We start from the raw sequence: 22,848 nt of genomic DNA on the forward strand, positions 1-22,848 counted from the left end.
GGCAAGTGCATAGGGAGTCAGGATAGGTGAAGCTGGGAAGGGCACACGGTGGATGCCTAGGCGCCAAGAGCCGAAGAAGGACGGGGCGAACGCCGATATGCCACGGGGAGCCGTAAGCGGGCTTGGATCCGTGGATGTCCGAATGGGGGAACCCGCTGGCGGGAAGCGCCAGCAGCTTGAGGCCGAAAGGTCTCGAGCGGGGAACCGGGGGAAGTGAAACATCTCAGTACCCCGAGGAAGAGAAAGCAAACGCGATTCCGTGAGTAGTGGCGAGCGAAAGCGGAGGAGCCTAAACCGCATGCGTGGGAAAGGCTGCAGCCGTTGCGCATGCGGGGTTGTGGGGCTGTTTGCGGCGAGCTGCAGGGTAGCCAGCCCAAGTGTACGCGTAGGAGAACGGTCTGGGAAGGCCGGCCAGAGACGGTGAGAGCCCGGTATCCGAAACGCGCGCACGAGGGTGGAAACAGACCCCGAGTACTGCGGGACACGAGGAATCCCGTAGGAATCCGGGAGGACCACCTCCTAAGGCTAAATACTCCTTGGCGACCGATAGTGAACGAGTACCGTGAGGGAAAGGTGAAAAGCACCGCGGGAGCGGAGTGAAAGAGAACCTGAAACCGTGTGCCTACAAGCAGTCGGAGCACCGATGGGTGTGACGGCGTGCCTTTTGTAGAATGAACCGGCGAGTGATGCGGGCGAGCGAGGTGAAGGCGGAGGAGCCAGAGCCGAAGCGAAAGCGAGTCTGAAGAGGGCGCGAGTTCGTCCGCATCGACCCGAAACCGGGTGATCTACCCCTGGTCAGGGTGAAGTGCGGGTAACACCGCATGGAGGCCCGAACCCACTGGCGTTGAAAAGCCAGGGGATGAACTGGGGGTAGGGGTGAAATGCCAATCGAACCCGGTGATAGCTGGTTCTCCCCGAAATAGCTTGAGGGCTAGCGTCAGGGGATGAGTTGTGGAGGTAGAGCGCTGATGGGGTGCGGGGCCCGCGAGGGCTACCAAGCTTCGTCAAACTGCGAATGCCACAATGTCGAGGAACCTGGCAGTGAGACTGCGAGCGATAAGGTCCGTAGTCGAGAGGGAAACAGCCCAGACCCGCAGCTAAGGTCCCGAAGTTCCGGTTGAGTGGGGAACGATGTGGCGCTGCGAAGACAACCAGGATGTTGGCTTAGAAGCAGCCATCATTGAAAGAGTGCGTAATAGCTCACTGGTCGAGTGGCGCTGCGCGGAAAATGGAACGGGGCTAAACCGGACACCGAAGCTCGGGATGGCGACATGGTAGGGGAGCGTTCCATGTGCGGGGAAGCTGAGCCGGGAGGCTTGGTGGAGCGCATGGAAGTGAGAATGCCGGTATGAGTAGCGAAAAGAGGGGTGAGAATCCCCTCCGCCGAAAGCCCAAGGTTTCCTGGGGAAGGCTCGTCCGCCCAGGGTCAGTCGGGACCTAAGGTGAGGCCGAAAGGCGTAGCCGAAGGAGAACAGGTTGACATTCCTGTACCACCGTAGGCGTTTGAGCGAAGGGGTGACGCAGGAGGACGAGGGAAGCGGCCGGATGGAAGGGGCCGTCCAAGCAGCGAGCGTGGGGTGTAGTGAAATGCGCACCCCGAGAAGCGTGAGCTGTGATGGGGAGGGAAGGAAAGTACCGAAGTCCCGACGTTCACACTGCCGAGAAAAGCCTCTAGCGAGCCGAAGGTGCCCGTACCGGAAACCGACACAGGTGGGCGCGTGGAGAACACGAAGGCGCGCGGGAGAACTCTCGTTAAGGAACTCGGCAAAATGGCCCCGTAACTTCGGGAGAAGGGGCGCTCTTCCTGAAGGAAGAGCCGCAGTGAAAAGGCCCAAGCGACTGTTTAGCAAAAACACAGGTCTCTGCGAAGCCGAAAGGCGACGTATAGGGGCTGACGCCTGCCCGGTGCTGGAAGGTTAAGAGGAGGGCTTAGGGGGGAGACCCCCGAAGGTCCGAATCGAAGCCCCAGTAAACGGCGGCCGTAACTATAACGGTCCTAAGGTAGCGAAATTCCTTGTCGGGTAAGTTCCGACCCGCACGAAAGGCGTAACGACTTGGGCGCTGTCTCAACGAGAGACCCGGTGAAATTGTAGTACCTGTGAAGATGCAGGTTACCCGCGGTTAGACGGAAAGACCCCGTGGAGCTTGACTGTAGCCTGATATGGGACAACGGTGTTCCATGTACAGGATAGGTGGGAGACGGAGAAGCTTGGGCGCCAGCCTGAGTGGAGTCGGCGTTGGGATACCACCCTTGGGACACGGTTGTTCTAACCGGCCTTGTGAGAACGCGAGGCGGGACAGTGTCAGGCGGACAGTTTGACTGGGGCGGTCGCCTCCTAAAGGGTAACGGAGGCGCCCAAAGGTTCCCTCAGCGCGGATGGAAATCGCGCGGAGCGTGCAAAGGCAAAAGGGAGCTTGACTGCGAGACGGACAGGTCGAGCAGGGACGAAAGTCGGGCTTAGTGACCCGGTGGTTCCGAGTGGAAGGGCCATCGCTCAACGGATAAAAGCTACCCCGGGGATAACAGGCTGATCTCCCCCAAGAGTTCACATCGACGGGGAGGTTTGGCACCTCGATGTCGGCTCATCGCATCCTGGGGCTGAAGTCGGTCCCAAGGGTTGGGCTGTTCGCCCATTAAAGCGGTACGCGAGCTGGGTTCAGAACGTCGTGAGACAGTTCGGTCCCTATCTGCCGCGGGCGTAGGATACGTGAGAGGGGTTGTCCCTAGTACGAGAGGACCGGGATGAACCGACCGCTGGTGTACCAGTTGTCCCGCCAGGGGCACCGCTGGGTAGCCAAGTCGGGAAGGGATAAGCGCTGAAAGCATCTAAGCGCGAAGCCCGCCTCAAGATGACGTATCCCATTCCGAGAAGGAAGTAAGACCCCTCGAAGACGACGAGGTGGATCGGTCTGGCGTGGAAGCGCAGTGATGCGTGGAGCGGACAGATACGAATCGGTCGAGGGCTTCACCTGCACGACTCCCTATGCACGACGGCAAGGGCCGCAACCCAGAGGCGAAGCGACATGCGAGCGAGGAGATCTGCAGGCCGAAGGCCGAAGCCCTCCGAGCGAGCATGGAGCGAAGCAGGCCTGGTGACCCTAGCGGAGGGGCAACACCCGTACCCATCCCGAACACGGACGTGAAGACCTCCAGCGCCGAGAATACTGGGAGGGAAGCCTCCTGGGAAGGTAGGTCGTTGCCAGGCGTGAGACAAAGGTCAGGCATCTAGCCTGGCCTTTTGTCGTATATGCGGAACACCTGCATCTCCGCGCAAGACGAGACGAGGCAACGGACAAAGGCGTGAGAACCGCACTCTATCCAACATAAGCCTTGACCCACGCGTTCTTCCCCATCCGCCGCGGCCCAGCCAGTCGAACGTCCATACGTTCAATTACCCATCCCGCTCGGCCAGCACAATATGACCCTCGACCTACCTCAACCAGCAGCGAAGTGCGAAGGGCTGGAGCAGATCTGCAGGCCGAAGGCCGAAGCCCTGCTCCAGCCCTTCGCACGAAGCTCAACTCCACAAACGTAGATTCCCATATTGACAGAATTCATTGGCTCAGGATACCCTACCAACAAAGAGGTAGGGATCTCCAATCATTCTAATCACGACGGAAAGAACAGATTTCAAGGATGAAAGCCATGAGGGAGGAATGTGTTCAATGTTTATCCTGCCTGAACCGAATCAACACCCAATGGAGAATGTCCCCGTGCATACCGAGGGCGATGCGCCGCGGATGGGCGAGATTGCACGTCAGATCACCGCGTTTGTGCCCGTGTACTGTCAAGGAAATCGGACACTTGTGTTGCTGTCCGAGGGCCGTATGTTTTACCTGCCGCACCGCGCGCAATGGGTGCGCGAAACCCTGCTTCGGCATTTTGCCATCTCGCAGCGGGACCTGCGCCGAGCCTGTGAGGAAGATCTGAATCGAAGTCTCTTTGCTCCTGTAGTCATTCCGGCGGAAGGACTTGCATATGCTCAACTTCGGGTGCGTACGCCAATCGGGCGGAACGACGGCGCGCAGGGATTCTTTCGCATTGATGCCATTCAAGGTATCCGCGCCATCAACCCGGAGGAAACCGCAGTGCGGATGTCCGACGGCATCGAGTTCATGGTGAGAATGCCAAGGCCGCGGGTTGTGGAGCGAGTGTTAGCCGCGCGATCCGCCCTGATCCTTCAGCGCGCCCGGGGCGTCGCGTATCCGCGCTTCTGAGGCTGTCACTCCGTCGCGTTTCCGAGGGGCCACACGTCGCGGACGAGTTCGCCAGCATCCGTGATGCCTACATATGCGGGCGGGCACACTTCGCATGTCGCCTGCCCGGACGTCGCATCCGTCACAAGCTCGACGGTGCGGGGAACATCCGCTTCGCGCACCACCAGGCGAAATCGCACAGCTTCCGTGAATTCCGCGTCGTACAGTCGGAGACCTGCCTGTTCAAGCAGATGCATGAGTTTGCCGTAGTGCTCATACGTGCAGGTGACGAGGATGTCGCACATTCGAGCGCATACAAGCTTGGGTGCCCTCTCCAGGACCACCGCTGCGGCCTCGGTGTAGGCCCGGACCAAACCGCTCGCGCCGAGCAAGATGCCGCCGAAGTAGCGCGTCACGACGACCAAAACGTTGGTCAGCTCTTTACGGCGAATGACCTCGAGCACCGGCCGCCCGGCCGTGCCACTCGGTTCGCCATCGTCCGAAAACCGCTCGTGCGGCACCTGAATACCTATCTGATACGCATAGACATGGTGGCGGGCGTCCGGGTGCTCCTCTCGGACGCTGGCCAACGCGGCGAGCGCCTCTGCCTCCGTTCGAACACGAAAGGCCGAAGCAATGAACCTTGATTTTTTCTCGACGATCTCGGCTGTCCAAGCATCCGCCAACGTCACAAAAGATGTCATCGCGATACCCCCAAAACGACGATGCGACGAACGAAGACCACTGTAACAGATTGGCGGGGCGAGACTCAACAGTACGCGCAACTTGCAAAAAGATGCGCGATTCCGATGGCGGACCCTCAGAAACAAAACCGGCCAGTCGAACCATGTAGGCGTCGGCAGTGGCGAGGCTTGCACCTATGGGCCAATCTCGCCTTAAAGCCGAGAATATGCCGAAAACTGCGCCACTCTTCCTCGCAAGGTCTTTACTTGCAAGGAAAGAAAGCGTATAATGCGGCAATGAGGCTACTGTCTTAGGATACATAACTTGCTAGAGTGGCCTGCATTGCCGAGAACAGCCCTCGTGGTGTCGAATCCTGGCGGCGAAAGCCAGGAGAGGGATGGGTACAGGTAGCCACTGAAGGGAGGGATGTCTTCCTGCGTTCTGGACGGTGACAAGAGGCTTCAAACGTGGATGTAGGACGTGAGGCGACCGTTTGAATCCTCTCGAAGTATTCCAGACACGCGGGGACAGTGACGAATGGCCAGTTCAGGGTGACCTTCGTCACCGAACTTCAGTTCTAGTGATTCTACAGTAGTCGTAAGGAGGAGAAGGGGACTTGAAACGCACACTGAGTGGCATTGCTTCCGCTGCGATTGTTCTGGGTGCGATTAGCCCGATGGCGTTCGCGGACACCTCGTCCAGCGGTCTGACGCCGGCCCACCAAGTACCGATTGTGGTGAACGGGCAAATCCTGTCCAACCCGTATGAGATGGTGGGTGTGGACTCCGGCAACCAGACGGCGTTCTTCCCGATTTATTACTTCGACCAGGCGCTTGCTAAGATTGGCATCACGGCGACCTGGAATGGTGCAACCCACACCTGGGCGCTGACGGATGCCAACATTTCGAATCCGGCGAGTGTCCAAGTTGCGGGTGGCGTGGGAACTGGGAATACCACGGTAACCCTCAATGGTACGACGATTAAGATGTTCAACACGCAAGCGGCGAAGGACCCGGCTGGCGGCCCAGTCACGACCTACATGCCGGCGTACTATGTCGGGAACATCCTGACCGCGCTCGGGATTAACAACTCGTTCAACCCGAACGTTGGTTTGGTGATCACGACGCCGCAAGCGACAAGCATCACGTTGAGCCAGATTGCGGTTACCGGCCAGTCGGTCGGTACGGGTACGATTTCCTCGCCTGCGGTGGTTCAGAACCCGAGTGGCGGTAGCCTGACGCTGTCTACCACGGTCACGGACCAGAACGGCAACCCGGTTGCCAACCAAGCGCTCACTGTGAGCATCTACGGCCAGAACGTGCCGAGCTCGGTGAGCAGCAACGGTACGACGCTCTCGACATCCCGAATCAGCGGTGGTTGGAGCACGACCGTTAGCACCAACAGCCAAGGTGTTGCGTCCCTGACCATTAGTGGGCTTGGTGCGTACAAGGTCGTGTTCGGCCCCTCTGGTGCTGCGTCGGCTCAGTCTCAGACGGCCTATATTGGATTCACAAGCACCAATGGCGTGATTACGCCGCAATGGTCGGTCACGCAGAACGTTTCGACGCCTGCGAATCCGTCGAATGGTGTTGTGCCAATCGTCGTGGCGCTACCTTATTCGAATGGCAAGCCGCAGAGCGGCGTTCAGGTGACGTTCCGTCTATATACCCAGAGCCCGGCTGTATCGGGTTCGCCTGGCGCATTCTTCTCGACGAGCTCTGGTCAAAACATCAGCGACACCTATACGTCGCAGACCGTGTACAACAATGGTCAGGGCTGGCAGTACACCACTTATACCGATGCGAACGGCGAGGCTGTGGTGTACGTCAACGACTACAATCCGGACAGCAACGTGTATGTGACGGCAACGGCCGGTGGCACTACTTTGACGACCACGGCGCTGAGCTACACGAACCCGAACGCGCCAGCTGGTTCGTCTCCGATTGCACAGATCGGACTGTCGACCTCCGTTCCGTACTCGACCGTCGAGTATCCGTCCAGCCTTTCGAACCTGTCGGGCTCCTCGGTCGTCTACGTTGTGCCTGAAGGCTCGTCCAGCGGCTACAGCGGCCTGAGCGGTGCGCAGCTCAACGACGTGTACACGCTGAACGTCTCGACAGGTTACATCACCACCATCAACAATGTGAACGTCGCGAACGTCCTCGGCGCCAACGGTTACGGTGCAGGGACGCCGAGCACGTTGCAGGTGAGCGTGTGGTACAACTCGTCCGCGAATGCGTACCAGATCTACGTGGACGGCTATGCGCTGAACAACCCGAACAACAACAATCTGAACGCTTGGACGAACCCGTACTTCTCGGTTGGCGTGAGCACGGGCAATGCGGCCGACACGCTCACGGTGACGGACCAGAACGGCAATAAGGCAACGGCCTCGTACGTTGCTTCGCCGTATCCGGCTAACGCAGTGGCTGGCGTGAGCCCGCAGAACAGCACGGTGTCCAACGCGGTGAATCACAGCGAGACGGTTCAGCTGTATGTGGTGGACCAGAACGGCAACCCGGTTGCCAACGCGCCAGTAACGCTCTCGTACGACAACAACGAAAACAACCTGTGGATTACGCAGGTCAATGGCACGACGCTCACGGGCTCCTTCAACGGAGTGACCGAGCCGACGCCGATTCCGCTCTATACAGTGAGCAACCTCGGCTACAACTACGTGTACGTGCCAGGCGTTGCTTCTTGGAACTCTGGTTCCAAGACGTTCACGGTGTACACCAACTCCACCGGCTGGGTCAGCCTCACGGTTCAGGCGGGCAACGTCGGATACTACAGCACGGGCAATACGATCGCCGTGTCGCCTGCGGTTCCGAATGGCGATACGTCCACGACGGTCAGTGTCTACAGCTGGACGAAGCCTGGTGTCAACCCGGATACGTCGACGTACGGAGAGGCGTATCTCGGTCTCGGGGCGTACAACAGCAATGCGACGCAGATTGGTACGCTTACCTGGTAATTCTGATTCGAAAGGGCGGTCCTTGCGACCGCCCTTATATTTTTGGGTGCGCCTGGCATGGGCGGTAGCTAGGCAGTGAAAGTTGCCTGTGGGGTTGGCTGTTACCAACCGCTAGCCAAAGGCAAGGGTGTCCATCGCGAGGTGGAATCTGAAGGAAGCCGGAGGCAAAGCCCCGACCTGAGGACCACGAACCCAAGGTGAGGCCGCTGCATTCGGGCGACAAAACCCCATACAGCCAAGGGATGCAGGAGTAAATTGGGCAGGTACATGGGGCGAAAGCGACCGTTCTTACCCGTGGAGGCCTGCTCGATACGCCGGCAGAGCCGGTAACCGCCGCCGCGAGGCGAGAGCGAGAAAGCAGAAGTCAGCGAAGATCTTGATTTCCGCCACACCTCTTACCTCGATAGTTGCGTAATCCAGAACCTTTCCTCGCCTATTCCAATAATGCTCGAATTCCAAACACGCTTTTGAACACCGTCGCCGAAAATGCTTGGATAGGCATGAGGTCTCAGTGGCTTGACGTTGTACGGTTTCGAACCCCTTGCGGCGGATATTGTCGTATCCCACGAGAGCAAGTCGGTATCCATGTGAGACTGGAGGTTCTCTATACCAAGGACTCGAGAGATGTCCATGTCGCACGGTAAACTGGACTCGAGGAGGCGGGCCACCGTCCGGAATCTCTGGATCTAGCCATGCTCCGTCACCAAGGTCCTCGGTTGCCCCAAGGCATCTGGTTTATGGGTTCCCTACGTGTTGGACACAAAAACCAGAAAACTACACTTAGGAGAACGCGAGCAGACAATTAGCGCACGACGACGACGGGCCGTGGAGGTCATGCCTACGGCGAATGCGTAGTGCTCGAATTCAGCCTGTCCGAGCATGCTGTGGGAAAGTAGCGTTCCGTGGAAGTTATGCGTTAGCACTAGGAGAAACAGGATCCGGCACTAATCCCGCATAAATCTGACCGTCCCGATTGGTCACGTAATACGCGTGCCCAGCGTAACCAACTAAAGCAGTTTGCCCATTCTGCACGCCGTTGCCCAGCAGTGCAGCGAGCTCTCCTGTGATAAGCGTCTGATCCTCTCCGGCAATCACCAGGTCCTGATGAATTTCCTGCTGTTGCGTTTCGCAGAGTCCATCTTGGTTCAAGGCCAAGTACTGCGAAGCTGTCCAATACGCCTGATAGGGCGTGGGCAAGTTGGTTGGTGGCGCGTCAACGGGTTGGATGACAGATGGCGAGCGATCGACGGACTGCAGTTGCTCTAACGCGGTTTGGATAGCTTGTAACTCCTGCTGAAATTGTTGGCCTGACAGGATGATGGGCGATCCGCCATTCGTTTCAGAGGGCAGATTGTAGGACATGCCCGTGGCCGTAACAGTCGAAATGGTCATGTGAGATCCTCCCGCTCTGCCGATATTCCACTGTCCCTACTCTACGACAATCGCACGCGATTCGCTAGATGATTGTTGGGCGGGAAGATTCGGAAGAAACAGTTATATAATCAGGCAGAAGAGGAGCCCGCAGCGGCCCCTCATCGACTTGGCGTTATGGAGTGCTTAGAGCTGCCTCGGCTCCCATGAGGAGGTCGTAAGACGATTGCACATCGGGATGCTTCTTCACAAATTGAGCGAGTTCCCGGTTCCGATGGCTGGCCGCCAGCACGACAATCTGAGCAACCTCTCGCGTATGGCGGTCTGGGCTCGACAATGCTCCATGAGCTAACGCAATGGCCTCTCGATTGTGGCCGAGCAAATAATCCGCTGCAGCTACAGACACTACACTAAACTCGTTCAACTGATAAGGAACCTCAGGTGGTAAGTATGATGGCAGCGACGCCATGTGGGCCTGAATCTCTTTTGCCTCGCCGTACAACTGAACAACGCGGATGAGGACGGATTTCGCCGCCGTGGGACTTGCAGGCGCTTCATGCAAGGCATCCACAACTCCAGCCGAGATCGCGAGCGACATGTTCGACGGCCAGTAGGGCGCGTTCTGTTCCGCAATCTGCGCCTGCACATACGCGTCCTGATAATTGCCCAATTGGTACGCCAGCGGTGCGTAATTCGCAGCAAGCGTCGGGGAGTAAGGCGCCTGCTGTTCGGCCTTCTGCAACCATGCCGCAGCAGTCACGCGATTCGGCGGTGTATTCGCGCTTTCGAGCAACGCCGTGGCGGCATTGGCGAGATCGTTCTCATTGTAGGGGGCGTAGGCGTAGGCCTTCAGATACCAGGACACGGCGCTAGAGGGTGGCGAATTGCTCGCGACTTTTGCGTCGTGAAGCGACACCAGGCCCAAGCTGCACTCGACGGCTGTGGCGATCGCAGCAGCCCCTCCGATGCCCGAGGCTATCGTTCGGCCACCAGGAATGCGCACGCGCAAAGGCTTCGTCATCGCGGCTGCGACTCCGGCGCCCGTGAAGAAAAGCATAAGGGGGTACAAGAAGGCCATATCCCAGTCCATCAGGCTGTGGCAGAACGCCATCCAGCCCGCGGCAACGAGGGCCCAGTCGATGGCATTCATGTGAATGTCTTGCACTCGCGGCCATATCAACTGGCGAAACATAGGAACCACAAGTGCGACAAGCGCGATGAAGCCGACAATCCCGACGTTCAACAAAGTATCGATGACGAATGAATGCGACTGAGTACTGTAGTACGTGTAGGACTGCACGCGCATGTACATCGCTTGCCAGGCGCCGTATCCGTTGCCGGTTATGGGGTTCCGAGCGAGGATGCGCAGGCCGTCACGCCAGAAAATAAATCTCTGTGACACGCTGAGCTGATGCACTTGGTAGGAAGCGAGCTTCTGCGCGATGGCGCGGTGCTTCAGCAAGGCACCTACGGTGCCAGCCAAAATCCCAACCGCAATCAGCAGCCCGAGCGCTCGACGCGGTGGGATTGCGGCAAGCCTGCCTCTCAACACCCACCACATGCATCCGAGAGCAGCGGGAAGTGCTAAGGATAACACGATCCCTACCCAACCATCCACAGGCGCATGATGCGAAATGGCGTGATGCACAAAGACTTCGCCGATCACGCCGCCCGCAACAGCAACATAAGCTCCTCCCAAGAAGCGATTGCGCGCGTGCTTGGCCAGACACTCATCGTCTTGCATACCGAATGCGGTGAGGAGCATCGCCACGGCCCAGATCGCGAGAGCCCCCCGAGACCCGCTCGCGAGGAGGCCGGTCACGTTCAGCCCGGCAACGGCCAGTGCCGCGATGCGCCACACAAACGCCCTCAGCGATCTCGCGCTCCAGACGATGAGCCCGATGGCCACGCTGGCAGCAAACGCTCCATACGCGTTGTGATACTGGAACACGGACGCAATTTGGACTTGCCCGCTTGGGTTCAACTCGGTGGCGTAGGGATATTTGAGTTGTCCCCATCCATTGGCGAGCCCAATGACGTTGACGGGGAGCGAGGCCAGCGCAAATCCGAGCGCCATGCCGGGACCGAAAATCTTGCGCAGGGCTGCAAGCCGAAGCGCAAAAAACACAAACAGCATGCCGACGTAATCAAAGACGCCGGGTACAGCCAATGCGGTGTCAGCAGGGTAGAAGAGAGAAACGGCGTAGAGGAGAACAAGGAGTGCCATCGCGAGATCGCCGTAGCGAAGCGCTTCCCCCTCGAACAGCCAAGTGCGCACCCGTGGGACAAGCGCAGCGCTAGCCGCTGTGGCGGCAAGGAGCAGCGACAGGATGAGGTCAGCGATGAACTGGCCTTCTGGGAAGAAGACCCCATTCGACAAGAAGGGGAGACACGCGATGCCCACAGCGATCAGTGCGACACAACCCCAGCGAACTTTTGCAACGAACTCGTGCGTCACGACGGACCTCCTGTTCGACAAAAGATGACAACAAAACTATTGTAGCATGGACCCGAACGGTAGGTTTGCAAGTTGGGGAAGAACGCCCATCGACGTAAGGGTGGTGTCAAAACATGTCGAAATAGGCTTCCCTCGCTTGCCAATGATGCGCTATACTTTCCTTGGTAGTTCACGCCGCATCGCGGGTGGTCCTATGTTTCGCACTTATCAGGAGCTGTTCCGGCGAATCTTCATCGCTACCGACGCGGCCATCGTCGTCGTGAGTTTTCTACTCGCATGGTGGCTCAAGTTTGATTCTGGGTGGATTCCGCACGCCGGCCATCTCCCACTCCTCTATTATCGAGGGCCGCTTCTCATCGCCGTGATCGTATTCGTGCTTGCAAACGGTGTAGCGCGGCTCTACGAACCGATGCGCGCGAAGAGCTTGTTCTACGAGGCGTACAGCGTAGCGAAGGGCGTCATCCTCGGGACAATTGTCCTCATGGCTGCCCTCTATTTCGCGAAGATGCAGGAGTTTTCGCGAGACGTCATCGCGCTCTTTACTGGCATCAACTTCGGGCTCATGGTGGGAGAGCGGATCGTCGTGCGCTCCGTGCTGCGCAGCCTGCGCCGCCGAGGGTTGAATCAGCGATTTCTCCTCATCGTGGGCTGGAGTGCAGCGACGCGTCGCTTCCTCGAGGCCCTGGAGGCCCAGCCGTGGTTCGGTTACCGTGTCATAGGCTATCTCCGTTACGAAGGTGATGATGCGTCGCGCGCGACAGTGCCATGCATCGGGGCGGTTGACGACATTCGTTGCGTGCTTGAGGAGCACCTCGTCGATCAGGTGGTCATCGCGGCACCGCGGGATCGAGTGGGCGATCTCGCCGAAGTGATTTCCGCCTGCGAAGCTGTAGGGGTCCAGTCGCTGATCTTGCCGGATTACTTCGATCTCCTGCCGGCCAGGCCCCGTTTTGAAACCTTTGGAGATGTGCCGCTGATTGACACGCGCCATGTGCCGCTGGACGATGCGGTGAACGCCTTCCTGAAGCGCGCGTTCGACATCGTGTTCAGTCTGGGGGTCCTGATTGGTCTGTCGCCGCTGTTGGTGGCCATTGCGATTGCGGTGAAGCTTTCGTCGCCAGGGCCAGTGCTGTACGTGCAGGAGCGAGTGGGCAAAAATCGACGGACATTTAAGATGTACAAGTTCCGAACGATGTACTGGGATCCCGGGGCGGACCGTGCGGAGCGGGATTGCGCGGAAGAGGCGGACCTGCGGAGCGCTGGTTGGACGGTGAAAGGCGATCCGCGGCGGACTCGCGTGGGAGCGTTCCTACGTCGCACGAGTTTGGACGAGCTCCCTCAGTTCTGGAACGTGCTGAAGGGAGACATGAGCGTCATTGGGCCGCGCCCGGAGCGCCCCGTCTTCGTCGAGCGATTCCGAGAAGAGGTGCCGCGTTACATGGTCAAGCACCGCGTGAGACCAGGTATCACCGGGTGGGCGCAGGTGCATGGATGGCGCGGAGATACTTCGATTGCTGAACGGATTCGATTTGACATTGAGTACATCGAAAACTGGTCATTCTGGCTTGATCTCAAGATTGTGTGGAAGACTATCAAACATGGGTTTGTGAATGAGAATGCGTATTGAGAGCACTGGAAGTCGTTTGAACCGCACGGTGCGAATTGGCGTGGACTGCAGGCCGCTTGTCGGAGATAAGACCGGGATTGGTTATTATTTGTGGGAAATTCTCGACGAATGGGCTCGAGCCGAGATTGATTTCGTCGAGCTTTATCTGTACGCATCCAAGCCCTTTGAACTCCCGAGTGCGTTTGCGAACACCAGACTCCTATATCGGAAGCGTGTGCGTCGGCTTTCGCCAGGAGAATTATGGGCGCAGACTGCACTTCCTGTACTTGTGGCCCGTGATGGCATTGATGTGTTTTGGGGGCCGAATTTTTGTTTGCCTCTTTTGTGCCATGTACCGACTGTACTTACGATTCACGATATGGTGTACAAAGTGCTACCCGATACGATGATGAGAAAGACGTATTATCACAATGCGTTCGGGCTGCCTCTTTACGCGCGAAAATCACAGAAGATCCTAGTGCCATCTGTCAACACAAAATTGGATGTCGTCAAATATCTTCGAGTCGCCGAAGATCGTGTGGTTGTCACGCCGCTAGGCATGCCGAAGCGCTTCCGGCAGGAATTAGATACGGGAATAATTCTTTCGCATAGGTTCGGACTTGAGATGGGATCGTACATTTTGGCCGTGGGTACCGTGGAACCAAGAAAAAATTTGGAGCGTGTTGTTCGGGCGTTTCGATTGGCTCGAAAAGCTCATCCAGATATGAAGTTGGTTGTGGCTGGTACATTGGGGTGGGCTTCGGAGCAAACGCAATCGGCTTTGCAAGATGAGGGAGTCATCTATGTTGGCTACGTGTCTGATGTTGAGCTGATGGCATTATACAAAGGGTGTAGGTTTTTTGTGTATGTACCGTTATACGAGGGTTTTGGCATGCCGCCACTTGAGGCCATGGCGGTTGGTAAGCCGGTATTAACGGCAAACAACAGTTCTCTCCCAGAAGTTGTTGGGCGGGCCGCGATCTTGGTGGACGCCACGCGTGAGGAGTGTATAAGGGAGGGAATGTCCTTGCTTTGGGTTGATGGTGACTTAAGGGAGCGCTTGTCTGAGCAAGCGTTGGCCCGGGCTCGAAAGTTCTCATGGGATGAAACTGCTCAGAAAACGCTCAACGTCATCTTGAACGTGGTTGGTGCCCAGACGTGAAGGTGGCATTGGTCCACGACTGGCTAGTTGATTTCGCGGGATCAGAACGAGTTTTGTTTGAACTTGCGAAGTTGTTCCCAGATGCGCCAATCTATACGTCTGTCTATAGCGAACGTGCTCTCGCCAATGTGTTTCCGAAGGAACGTGTGCGCACAAGTTTTTTGCAGAAGATACCGTTGTCAGTCAAGCGCTATCGGTCATTGTTGCCGTTCCTACCATTTGCCTTCGAAATGTTCGATTTGACGGGGTATGATGTCATCATCTCGAGTTCACACGCATGTGCCAAAGGCGTCGTTGCTGGATCGAATAGTATTCATATCTGTTATTGTCATACGCCGATGCGATACGCGTGGAGTCACTATCATCAGTACCTGAGAGGCGTTCGCGGAACGCTCAAACGGGCTACCGTCGGAGCCATCCTTTCATGGTTGAGAACATGGGATTTTATAGCTGCTCAAAGAGTTGATTTCTTCATTGCGAATTCTTCTGAAGTCCAGAAACGAATCCGGCATTACTATCGTAGAGACGCCGTTGTGATCCATCCGCCTATTTCAGCTCCTGAAGGCGAAAACGGCGATCCAGAGAGAGCAGATTTCTATTTGTATCTGGGTCGTTTAGTCGAGTATAAGCGGGTGGACTTGCTTGTGGACGCTTTTCGCCACCTGCCGTCTGCAAGATTGATTGTGGCAGGAGATGGACCAGAGATGAATCGCCTTCGCCGTTCAGCTCCGCTCAACGTAGAGTTCGCAGGGAAGGTCACAGAAGATGAAAAATGGGATCTGTTGAGGCGGGCGAAGGCTTTGTTGTTTCCAGCACACGAGGATTTTGGTATCGTGATTGGGGAAGCCAGAGCAGTTGGGACGCCCGTGATCGGACTTGCACAAGGGGGCGTTTTGGACTACGCAGGCGATCCTGGTGTGCTCCCCTGGATTAAAAGGCAAAACCTAGACGATGTTAAAATGGCCGTCGACCGATTTGAAAGGGAATCCTTCAATTCGGATGTCTACGAGAAGTACCTCATTCAAACCGAGGATAGTTTTCGAAACGCCGTCGCCAGGCTTGTTGACGATTTGGTGGCGAACAAGAAAGGTGAGTCGCGTGTTGGGCGTGCAGCGGATGCGCGAGATCATTGAATACCGACCCATGCTTACAAGTCTTGTACGGTCGGAGCTTCGTGCGCGGTATAAGGGGTCAGTCTTAGGTTTTCTATGGACTTTCGTGAATCCGCTCTTGCAACTCGCGGTGTACAGCCTCGTCTTCAAAGTGATCTTGCGCTCTAATATTAGAGACTATCCTGTATTTCTTTTTATCGGGCTGCTGGCATGGAACATGTTCACAGGAGCACTGCAGAGTTCTTGCGGTGTGATTGTCAATAAGGCATCCTTAGTCAAGAAAATCTACTTTCCTAGAGAAATTCTACCTGCTTCTATGGCCGGCACAGCACTTGTCAATTATGTTCTGTCGCTTGCTATTCTCATTCCTATCTTGCTGATTACCGGTTTCTGGCCGACTTGGAGTTGGTTATTCGCACCTGTTGCAATCGTGGCTATTTTTTTCATGGCATTGGGACTCTCTCTAATATTCTCTGCTATCAATGTATACATGAGGGATACCGAACACATCTTGAACATCGTGCTGATGCTTTGGTTTTACGGAACACCTGTCGTATATTCGATCAACTCTGTTCCCCACTTCCTTTCAGCTTTGTTTAAAGTAGATCCGATAGCGGCAGCGATCCTTGTCTTACAGGAGATCTTTTATTACCGCGAAATCCCTCATTGGAAAATGTTGATATATTGTGTTGTTAGCGGTGTCTGCATTCTTTGGATCGGATGGGCTATTTTCTATAAGCTCAGTCGCCGGTTTGCGGAGGAGGTGTGACGCATGGCCACAAGTGCTATTGAGGTATGCAATGTCACCAAGTCGTTTCGTGTCCATATTGGGAAAAATCAGACGTTAAAAGAAAAATTGTTCTACATGGGGAAGAGCAAGTATCGAGATTTTATCGCGCTCAAAGACGTGTCCGTGCGAATTCCCAAAGGAGCCACCGTTGGACTCATTGGCATGAACGGTTCAGGTAAGAGTACGCTCTTAAAACTGATATCTCGCATTATATATCCAGATAAAGGGGAAATTCGTGTTCACGGACGGGTTTCTAGCTTACTGGAGCTTGGTGCAGGCTTTCATCCGGAGTTTACGGGGTTAGAGAACATCTATATGAATGCAGCCATACTGGGATTGTCAAAGCGCGAGGTGGACAAGAAGCTGGCCGAGATCGTCGAGTTCTCTGAGTTAGGTGATTTTCTGAATGAGCCCGTTCGAAGCTACTCGTCGGGTATGTACATGAGGCTCGCCTTCTCTGTCGCGGTCGCGGTGGATCCGGAAATTTTGCTCGTGGACGAAGTATTAGCGGTGGGAGACGCTGCTTTTCAGGAGAAATGCCTTGAACGTGTCCGCAGGTTGAGAAGAGAGGGAAAGACGATCGTCATTGTCACACACGACACGGGAGTCGTGGAACAATTGTGCGATCACGTGGTCTGGTTACATAACTCGCGCGTTCGAATGGAAGGGCGGCCGGAGGAATGTATCCCACATTATCTAGACGAAATCCTAGGAGAGCGTAGGGGAACGGGCATGTCGTTTGACCGAGTGGAACAACCACCTTTGCAACCCGGCGATGAACTGAAGGACTTGGGTTTGGGATTACGTGTCGGCATTCGAGAAAATGCCGAAGTTCTTCCGAACGACGGCGGGATTCGGGTCGTCTACGAGGCGTCGGCCGCGCATGAGGTCTGCTGTGAGGCGAGCGTCGTGATTCGGCGTCTTGGCGACCCACAAGAACTTCGGCCTAGGTGCAACGAAAAGATCGCATTGCCTAAGGGGCATTCAGTTCTTGAGTTGCATGCTACTCTTGATCGAGCGTTGTACCCTGGGGAGTATATGATTGAACTCGTGTTACAGGTAAATGATCACATATTGCGTGCACCTGCAACTCGTTTGTGGATCCCTCATTCTTCGCAAGAGGAAAGTCTGCAACTGCAAGTCTCGGTTCAAACGGCCTAACGGTGAGGCAACAGGTGGTAGATTTTTAGTTCATTCGAGGAGTGGTTTCGTTGACGATTTCGTTGCTCGCGGATATCTATGAAGGACGACATGGGTTCGCCGGTATTTCGACAGACATGAGAACGACGTATGCTGGCCTGGCGTCGACTGCCGACATATCGCTCACGGGACTCATTTATGCTCAGCGTCCCTTGGGCAACGAATCGGTCGTGCGGCATCTTCTGATGATGTCTCGCCCCGATTTGATGCGACTCGCTCACGAAATCGCAGGGCATCGAGTTCCCGATAACGTCTTCGCAACGATGGAGCACATGTTGTCTGGAAAACGAGGTATGATGCTGGGCGACCTGTCGCGTGTCGTTAGGTGGGCACTTTTAACAACGAGGACTTACCGTACCCATCCGATCGACAGTGACGTTTATTATGACTTGATATGGCGGTTCTTTTTTGAGAAGACACTGGCGCCAAAGGAACTCGAGAATGTACGCCAGACGCAGTTTGTGATATCTGGCTTGTCTCACGCAATTGGCAACGCAACGCTGAAAAGATGGGGCCGACCTCTTCGATTGGATGCTAGAAAATGGGATGTGGTTCTTACCTTTAACGTGTCACCCATCGAATTTGTCGGAAGACGGATCACTCGCGTGCATGACCTCATACCATTGGTTCGTCCGGATTTTGTGCCTATTGAGCATGCTGAGATCTTCAAGGCACAACTCGAGTTGACGCTGAGGAATTCGCAGGCCATTGTCACGGTGTCAAAGTGTGCTGCCGGCGATCTGGTGCGTTTATATCCAAATACGCAGTCCAAAATTGAAATCATCCCATGCGCGACGTCTCGACGATATTATCGTGATTTATCATCGATTCCTCTGCAGCGTATTGTCGAGCGAAGGTTGTCGGAGTTTCACAGGCATTGTCGCAAGCGCGATCGCCGATTACCGCAGATTACGCCGTTCAAATATTTTATATATCACGGGACGATCGAGCCGAAGAAAAATGTCAAAACGCTTCTGCTAGCCTTTGACTCTTTGGTAAATCAAGAGCGGTTTAGAGAGTATAAGCTCATCATTGCAGGAAGATTTGGTTGGATGTATGACCAAGAGCGTACGCATATGGCGAAATTGATCGAGAAAGGTGCCGTCATTCATCTCGAGGATACAACGAACGATGAACTCAGGGTTCTTTTAAGCAACGCATTGGCTCATGTGTTTCCGTCTTATTACGAAGGTTTTGGTATACCGCCTGTTGAGGCTTTGTCGTGTGGGTGTCCCACTATTGTTTCGAATGTTTCTTCTCTACCGGAGGTTGTAGGGCGAGCCGGGATCCTCGTCAGTCCGTATGATGCAGAATGGTTGGCCTCGGAAATGGGGGCTGTGGCGCTGGCTCCAGAATCAGTACGAGAGCGGATCGAACGAGAATCCAAATATGTGTTGGAACAGTACGCCGAATCGACTGTTCGGGACAAGTGGATGAGGGTAATTGAAAAGTCGCTTAGTTTGGGTGGGCGTACAGCCTCAACGCTGATGGCGGAGAATTACCGGGTCGACTCAGTGCTGTAGCTGGTAGACCCATGGGGTTGCAGGGAGACGCGCGGAACGTGATATCGGTGCACCAGTTGAAAGGTGAATGGTTGTAGGGGCTGCTCTCACGGGAGTGCTGCCCTTGCGGGTTATGATTGGATGGTAATAGTTTCTGAGAGTGTAAAATGAACTGTGTAAACTCCCCGAGCCCAGGAGTGGGAGTCTACAAGGGGAGTGAATCGACATGGAACTTCTATCCAAGGAGCAAATCCGTCAACTCATTCGAGATGGCAAGTTGAAGGATATTCACGACGTCCAAAGCATGCTCAAGGATCTTTTCGCGAGCACCATCCAAGAGATGCTCGAAGCCGAATTGAACACGCACCTGGGGTATGCCAAATACGACGCGAAGCACAAAGACACGGATAACGCCCGAAATGGCCACGGCGCCAAGCGGACGGTGCAGTCCGAACTCGGCGATATCGATATCGCGCTTCCTCGAGACCGGAAAGGCGAGTTTGAGCCTTTGATTGTGCAAAAGCGTCAAAAGCGCATGCCAAGTATCGAAGAACAGGTCATTGCGCTGTATCTCAAGTTTGACAGTAAGACGCCTCATCCGAAGGTCCGAACCGCGCTACAGCGCGGTTTTTTCGCCGTTTAGGGGCGATTTGTTTGCGAAAATGTAGGTCAAACTTTTTGTACATAATCGTTGCTATATTGGTATGTATGCTTTATCGTTGTGGATATAAATTCTCGCGGCGGTGATCCTCTTGTTCGCGCAAATTGTATCCACAAAGAAGCCCGACGGTAAGACCTACAAGTATCTCCACATCGTTGAGTCCTACCGTGAAGGTCGGACGGTCAAGAAGCGGCGTGTCGCAAGCCTAGGCAACATCAGTCAATATTCTGAGCGCGAAATCGAACAGATTATCCGGACCCTCGAGTCTCTCCTACAACATCGCACCACCGGTTCGCTCGAGGACTTCGAGGCCCAGCAGGTACTCCATTTCGGCGTTCCGTATGTGGTGCAATTTTTGTGGAACCAACTCGGGCTCACCGAGGCCATTCGTGACGCCCTGCGTGCCCGCGAGGTCACCTTTGATGTCGCGCGGTACGTCCAAGCCATGGTCATTCATCGGCTCGTCGATCCCTCGAGTAAGCTTCGCCTCTTTCACACGCTGGACGATCTCTATCTTCCCGACTGGGGCGGGGAGCCGTGGCAGCTTCAGCACTTCTATCGAGCGCTCGACTATCTTGTCGACATCAAGCCTCAACTGGAACGCGTGTTGTACGCGCGACTGACAGACTTGCTGAACTTCAGGCTCTCGTTGGTTCTGTACGACTTGACCAGCACTCATCTCCACGGGCACGCCTGTCCCTTAGGAGAGCATGGGTATTCGCGAACGCATCGCCCCGACCTCGAGCAGGTGGAGCTTGGGCTCCTGGTGACCCCTGAAGGCATTCCCATCACGCACGAAGTGTTCGCGGGCAACGTGTCCGACAAGCAAACCGTGCCGGACATCTTGAAACGTCTGAAGGAAGACTTTGCGGTCGAGCAGTGCGTGTTCGTGGGTGACCGCGGCATGGTCACGGAAAAGAACATGGCCCTGATGGCGGAGGCGGGATTCCCGTACATTGTCGGGTTCCACAAGCGCGGGCGCATCGTGAGCGACGCGTTGCTGGAACAGTTTGCAGACGTCAACGCCTACCACGAACTGAAAGACAACCTGCGCTACCTCGAGGTGCCCGCCGCAAGCGTGGACGACGTCGAAAAGGCCGAAGGCGTCCGATACATCCTTTGCTACAACCCGGAGAAAGCGCGTCAGGATGCCGCGTTTCGGGAGAGCGCGCTGGAGGAGGCTGAAACGGGTCTGAAAGCTTTGGCGGAGAGCTTGGCGAAACCGAAGCGCGGCCGAAAGCCGACCGACAAAGGCGTCATGCTCAAGGTGGCGGACCTGTTGACCAGAAAAGGGGTTGAAGCGTTTTTTCAGGTCGATTACAAGGACGGCATCCTGACGTATCGGCGCGATGAGGACGCAATCACCAAGGAAGCACTGCGCGACGGAAAGTTCCTGATTCGAACCAATACGGATTTGCCTGCAGCCGACGTGGCCCAATCGTACAAGACGTTGATGGGGATCGAACGTGCGTTTCACCAAATCAAAAACTTCCTGGATGTCGGGCCGATCTATCACTGGAATGAGCAGCGGGTTCGCGGGCACATCTTCGTCTGCGTGCTGGCCTACCTCTTCGAGCAGGAGATGCAAGTGCTCTATCGCCGCCAATGGGCCCACGACAAGGCAGTGGCGGAAAGCCTTGCATGCGTTGAAGAGCAGGCCAAGGTGCTAGCCGAACTCGAGTCGCGGTGGTACACCGGCGAAGCCATCGTACGGGAGCTGAGACGCTGGAAAGCGGTGCGCGCCACATTCTTGGACAAGGAGTTCGTCAGTGTGACCAAAGCGACGGACCAGGCGAAGGCCATCCTCACGAGCCTGGGCATTCCGACGCCAAACAAGACCTTGTCGGTGACGAAAGTCCCATCCATGACGCCGGACGAGTAACGGCACAAGATGTCACAAGACGAATAGCACTCCAACGAGCCCCGCAGCGACGCGGGGCTAACGTGCGTGTGGTACAAACTTGCCCCTACAATCCGCGTCATATCAAGGGTACTGTCAAACTTGAGCTGTATGCTCGCGGTTTCAGCACAAGGGATATCCAGGACCACCTCCAGCAGATCTACGGCGTGGATATGTCGCCCACGCTGGTGTCGAACCTCACCGATCGCCTCTTGCCGCGGATTCAGGAGTGGCAGAATCGTCCATTGCACCCCCTCTATACCGTCGTCTTCCTCGACGCCATTCACTACAAGGTGCGCGAAGAAGGCCGCTTGGTAAGCAAGGCGGCGTACATGGTCATTGGCATCGACATCGAGGGTCAGAAAGATGTGCTGGGCATCTGGATAGGGCAGAGTGAGTCCTCGAAGTTCTGGCTCGGCGTGTTGAATGACCTGAAGGCGCGCGGCGTGCAGGATGTGCTCGTCTTTTCGACTGACAACCTGAAGGGATTCAGCGAAGCCATCGCCGCCTGTTTCCCGCAATCCGATGTCCAAAAATGCATCGTCCACCAAATTCGAAATTCGCTGCGGTATGTGTCCTATAAGGATTTCAAGGCGGTCGCGGCAGCACTCAAGCCCATCTATCAGGCACCCACGGAAGAGGCGGCCTTGATGGAGCTTGACCAGTTTGAACGGGGATGGGGAGCGCGCTATCCCCTGTGTGTGAAGTCGTGGCGAGACAACTGGACGGAACTCGCGACGTTCTATCGGTACCCTGTGGAAATGCGGCGAATCATGTATACAACGAACATCATCGAAGGCTACCACCGGCAGCTGCGAAAAGCGACGAAAGGGAAGAGCATGTTTCCAAACGACGAAGCTTTGCTGAAGATGCTGTACCTGGCGACGATGGAGTTGACGAGAAAATGGACGATGCGGGTGGCCAACTGGGGCACCATTCTGGGGCAATTGGCCATCTACTTCGGAGATCGCGTGACGCCCTACATTCCGTGACGACGTTAGGGGGCATGCCCACGGTGTGTGGCATGCCACGTCCGGCCAGGAAGGCAGCCTAACATCGGCTGTCAAGGCTGGGAAACGTACCTTGACAGCCTCACATAGGTACGACATCCTGGTACTCGCTACAGGAACGAAAGTAATCTCTTCAAAATGGAGTTTACACAGAACGCTTGACACACCCTAGTTTCTCCTACACTTGGACCTCGCGTGTAGTTCAAAGCGCCCGACGGCAT

Annotated in this window: 12 protein-coding genes, 2 rRNA genes and 2 pseudogenes; 13 read left to right on the plus strand and 3 right to left on the minus strand. The window is 55.8% G+C overall.

Annotated elements, in window-relative coordinates; all coding sequences use genetic code 11:
- Window positions 1-25: 25 nt before the first annotated feature.
- The 3 genes from AACI_RS01440 to AACI_RS01450 all read left to right on the plus strand — a co-directional run bounded on the left by AACI_RS01440 (window position 26) and on the right by AACI_RS01450 (window position 4,218).
- Window positions 26-2,973 (plus strand): 23S ribosomal RNA (locus AACI_RS01440).
- 116 nt (window positions 2,974-3,089) lie between these two features.
- Window positions 3,090-3,206: ribosomal RNA gene (gene rrf / locus AACI_RS01445) — 5S ribosomal RNA — on the plus strand.
- Window positions 3,207-3,714: 508 nt separating this feature from the next.
- On the plus strand, window positions 3,715-4,218 hold the full coding sequence (locus AACI_RS01450; RefSeq protein ID WP_245530654.1) for a hypothetical protein: 504 nt from the start codon (window positions 3,715-3,717) through the stop codon (window positions 4,216-4,218).
- Window positions 4,219-4,223: 5 nt separating this feature from the next.
- Here AACI_RS01450 and AACI_RS01455 read toward each other — a convergent pair whose 3' ends face one another.
- Entirely contained in the window at window positions 4,224-4,901 is a 678-nt protein-coding gene (locus AACI_RS01455) for a YigZ family protein (RefSeq protein ID WP_012809704.1), read from the minus strand.
- A 596-nt stretch (window positions 4,902-5,497) separates the two neighbouring features.
- On the opposite strand from AACI_RS01455, the gene AACI_RS01460 reads away from it, so the two are divergent.
- On the plus strand, window positions 5,498-7,855 hold the full coding sequence (locus tag AACI_RS01460; RefSeq protein ID WP_012809705.1) for a hypothetical protein: 2,358 nt from the start codon (window positions 5,498-5,500) through the stop codon (window positions 7,853-7,855).
- A 909-nt stretch (window positions 7,856-8,764) separates the two neighbouring features.
- Here the strand turns inward: AACI_RS01460 and AACI_RS01465 are convergent.
- The gene (locus tag AACI_RS01465) at window positions 8,765-9,247 is read right to left on the minus strand and encodes a hypothetical protein (RefSeq protein ID WP_012809706.1); all 483 of its coding nucleotides are present in this window, start codon (window positions 9,245-9,247) and stop codon (window positions 8,765-8,767) included.
- A gap of 154 nt (window positions 9,248-9,401) precedes the next feature.
- Window positions 9,402-11,684 carry an O-antigen ligase family protein gene (locus AACI_RS01470; protein WP_012809707.1) on the minus strand — a complete coding sequence of 761 codons (2,283 nt, stop codon included), beginning with the start codon at window positions 11,682-11,684 and terminating at the stop codon, window positions 9,402-9,404.
- Between the two features lie 193 nt (window positions 11,685-11,877).
- Between AACI_RS01470 and AACI_RS01475 the strand changes: the two genes are divergently transcribed.
- The 9 genes and pseudogenes from AACI_RS01475 to AACI_RS01515 form a co-directional block, all read left to right on the plus strand.
- A complete protein-coding gene (locus AACI_RS01475) occupies window positions 11,878-13,311 on the plus strand; it encodes an undecaprenyl-phosphate glucose phosphotransferase (RefSeq protein WP_012809708.1) in 1,434 nt (477 codons plus the stop codon).
- Window positions 13,312-13,327: 16 nt separating this feature from the next.
- Window positions 13,328-14,452 (plus strand): glycosyltransferase family 4 protein, encoded by a 1,125-nt coding sequence (locus AACI_RS01480; protein WP_012809709.1) that lies wholly within the window; start codon window positions 13,328-13,330, stop codon window positions 14,450-14,452.
- A complete protein-coding gene (locus AACI_RS15690) occupies window positions 14,449-15,585 on the plus strand; it encodes a glycosyltransferase (RefSeq protein ID WP_012809710.1) in 1,137 nt (378 codons plus the stop codon). The genes AACI_RS01480 and AACI_RS15690 overlap by 4 nt, the downstream gene beginning before the upstream one ends.
- A 10-nt stretch (window positions 15,586-15,595) precedes the next feature.
- A complete protein-coding gene (locus AACI_RS01490; protein ID WP_245530752.1) occupies window positions 15,596-16,333 on the plus strand; it encodes an ABC transporter permease in 738 nt (245 codons plus the stop codon).
- A 3-nt stretch (window positions 16,334-16,336) separates the two neighbouring features.
- Complete coding sequence (locus AACI_RS01495; protein ID WP_012809712.1) at window positions 16,337-17,515, plus strand: ABC transporter ATP-binding protein; 1,179 nt, start codon at window positions 16,337-16,339, stop codon at window positions 17,513-17,515.
- A 50-nt stretch (window positions 17,516-17,565) separates the two neighbouring features.
- Window positions 17,566-19,077 carry a glycosyltransferase family 4 protein gene (locus AACI_RS15560; protein ID WP_012809713.1) on the plus strand — a complete coding sequence of 504 codons (1,512 nt, stop codon included), beginning with the start codon at window positions 17,566-17,568 and terminating at the stop codon, window positions 19,075-19,077.
- A gap of 205 nt (window positions 19,078-19,282) precedes the next feature.
- Window positions 19,283-19,633, plus strand: a pseudogene (locus tag AACI_RS01505) (transposase); the annotation flags it as partial.
- Between the two features lie 166 nt (window positions 19,634-19,799).
- Window positions 19,800-21,599 carry an IS1634 family transposase gene (locus AACI_RS01510; RefSeq protein WP_245530655.1) on the plus strand — a complete coding sequence of 600 codons (1,800 nt, stop codon included), beginning with the start codon at window positions 19,800-19,802 and terminating at the stop codon, window positions 21,597-21,599.
- A 68-nt stretch (window positions 21,600-21,667) separates the two neighbouring features.
- Window positions 21,668-22,609 (plus strand): annotated as a pseudogene (locus AACI_RS01515) (IS256 family transposase); the annotation flags it as partial.
- Window positions 22,610-22,848 lie beyond the last annotated feature (239 nt).

Source organism: Alicyclobacillus acidocaldarius subsp. acidocaldarius DSM 446 (genome assembly GCF_000024285.1).
Taxonomy (GTDB): Bacteria; Bacillota; Bacilli; order Alicyclobacillales; family Alicyclobacillaceae; genus Alicyclobacillus; species Alicyclobacillus acidocaldarius.

Coding starts and splice junctions, on each gene's coding strand:
- AACI_RS01475 (WP_012809708.1), top strand. CDS start 11,878: ATGTTTCGCACTTATCAGGAGCTGTTCCGGCGAATCTTCATCGCTACC.
- AACI_RS01495 (WP_012809712.1), top strand. CDS start 16,337: ATGGCCACAAGTGCTATTGAGGTATGCAATGTCACCAAGTCGTTTCGT.
- AACI_RS01490 (WP_245530752.1), top strand. CDS start 15,596: ATGCTTACAAGTCTTGTACGGTCGGAGCTTCGTGCGCGGTATAAGGGG.
- AACI_RS01465 (WP_012809706.1), bottom strand. CDS start 9,247: ATGACCATTTCGACTGTTACGGCCACGGGCATGTCCTACAATCTGCCC.
- AACI_RS01455 (WP_012809704.1), bottom strand. CDS start 4,901: ATGACATCTTTTGTGACGTTGGCGGATGCTTGGACAGCCGAGATCGTC.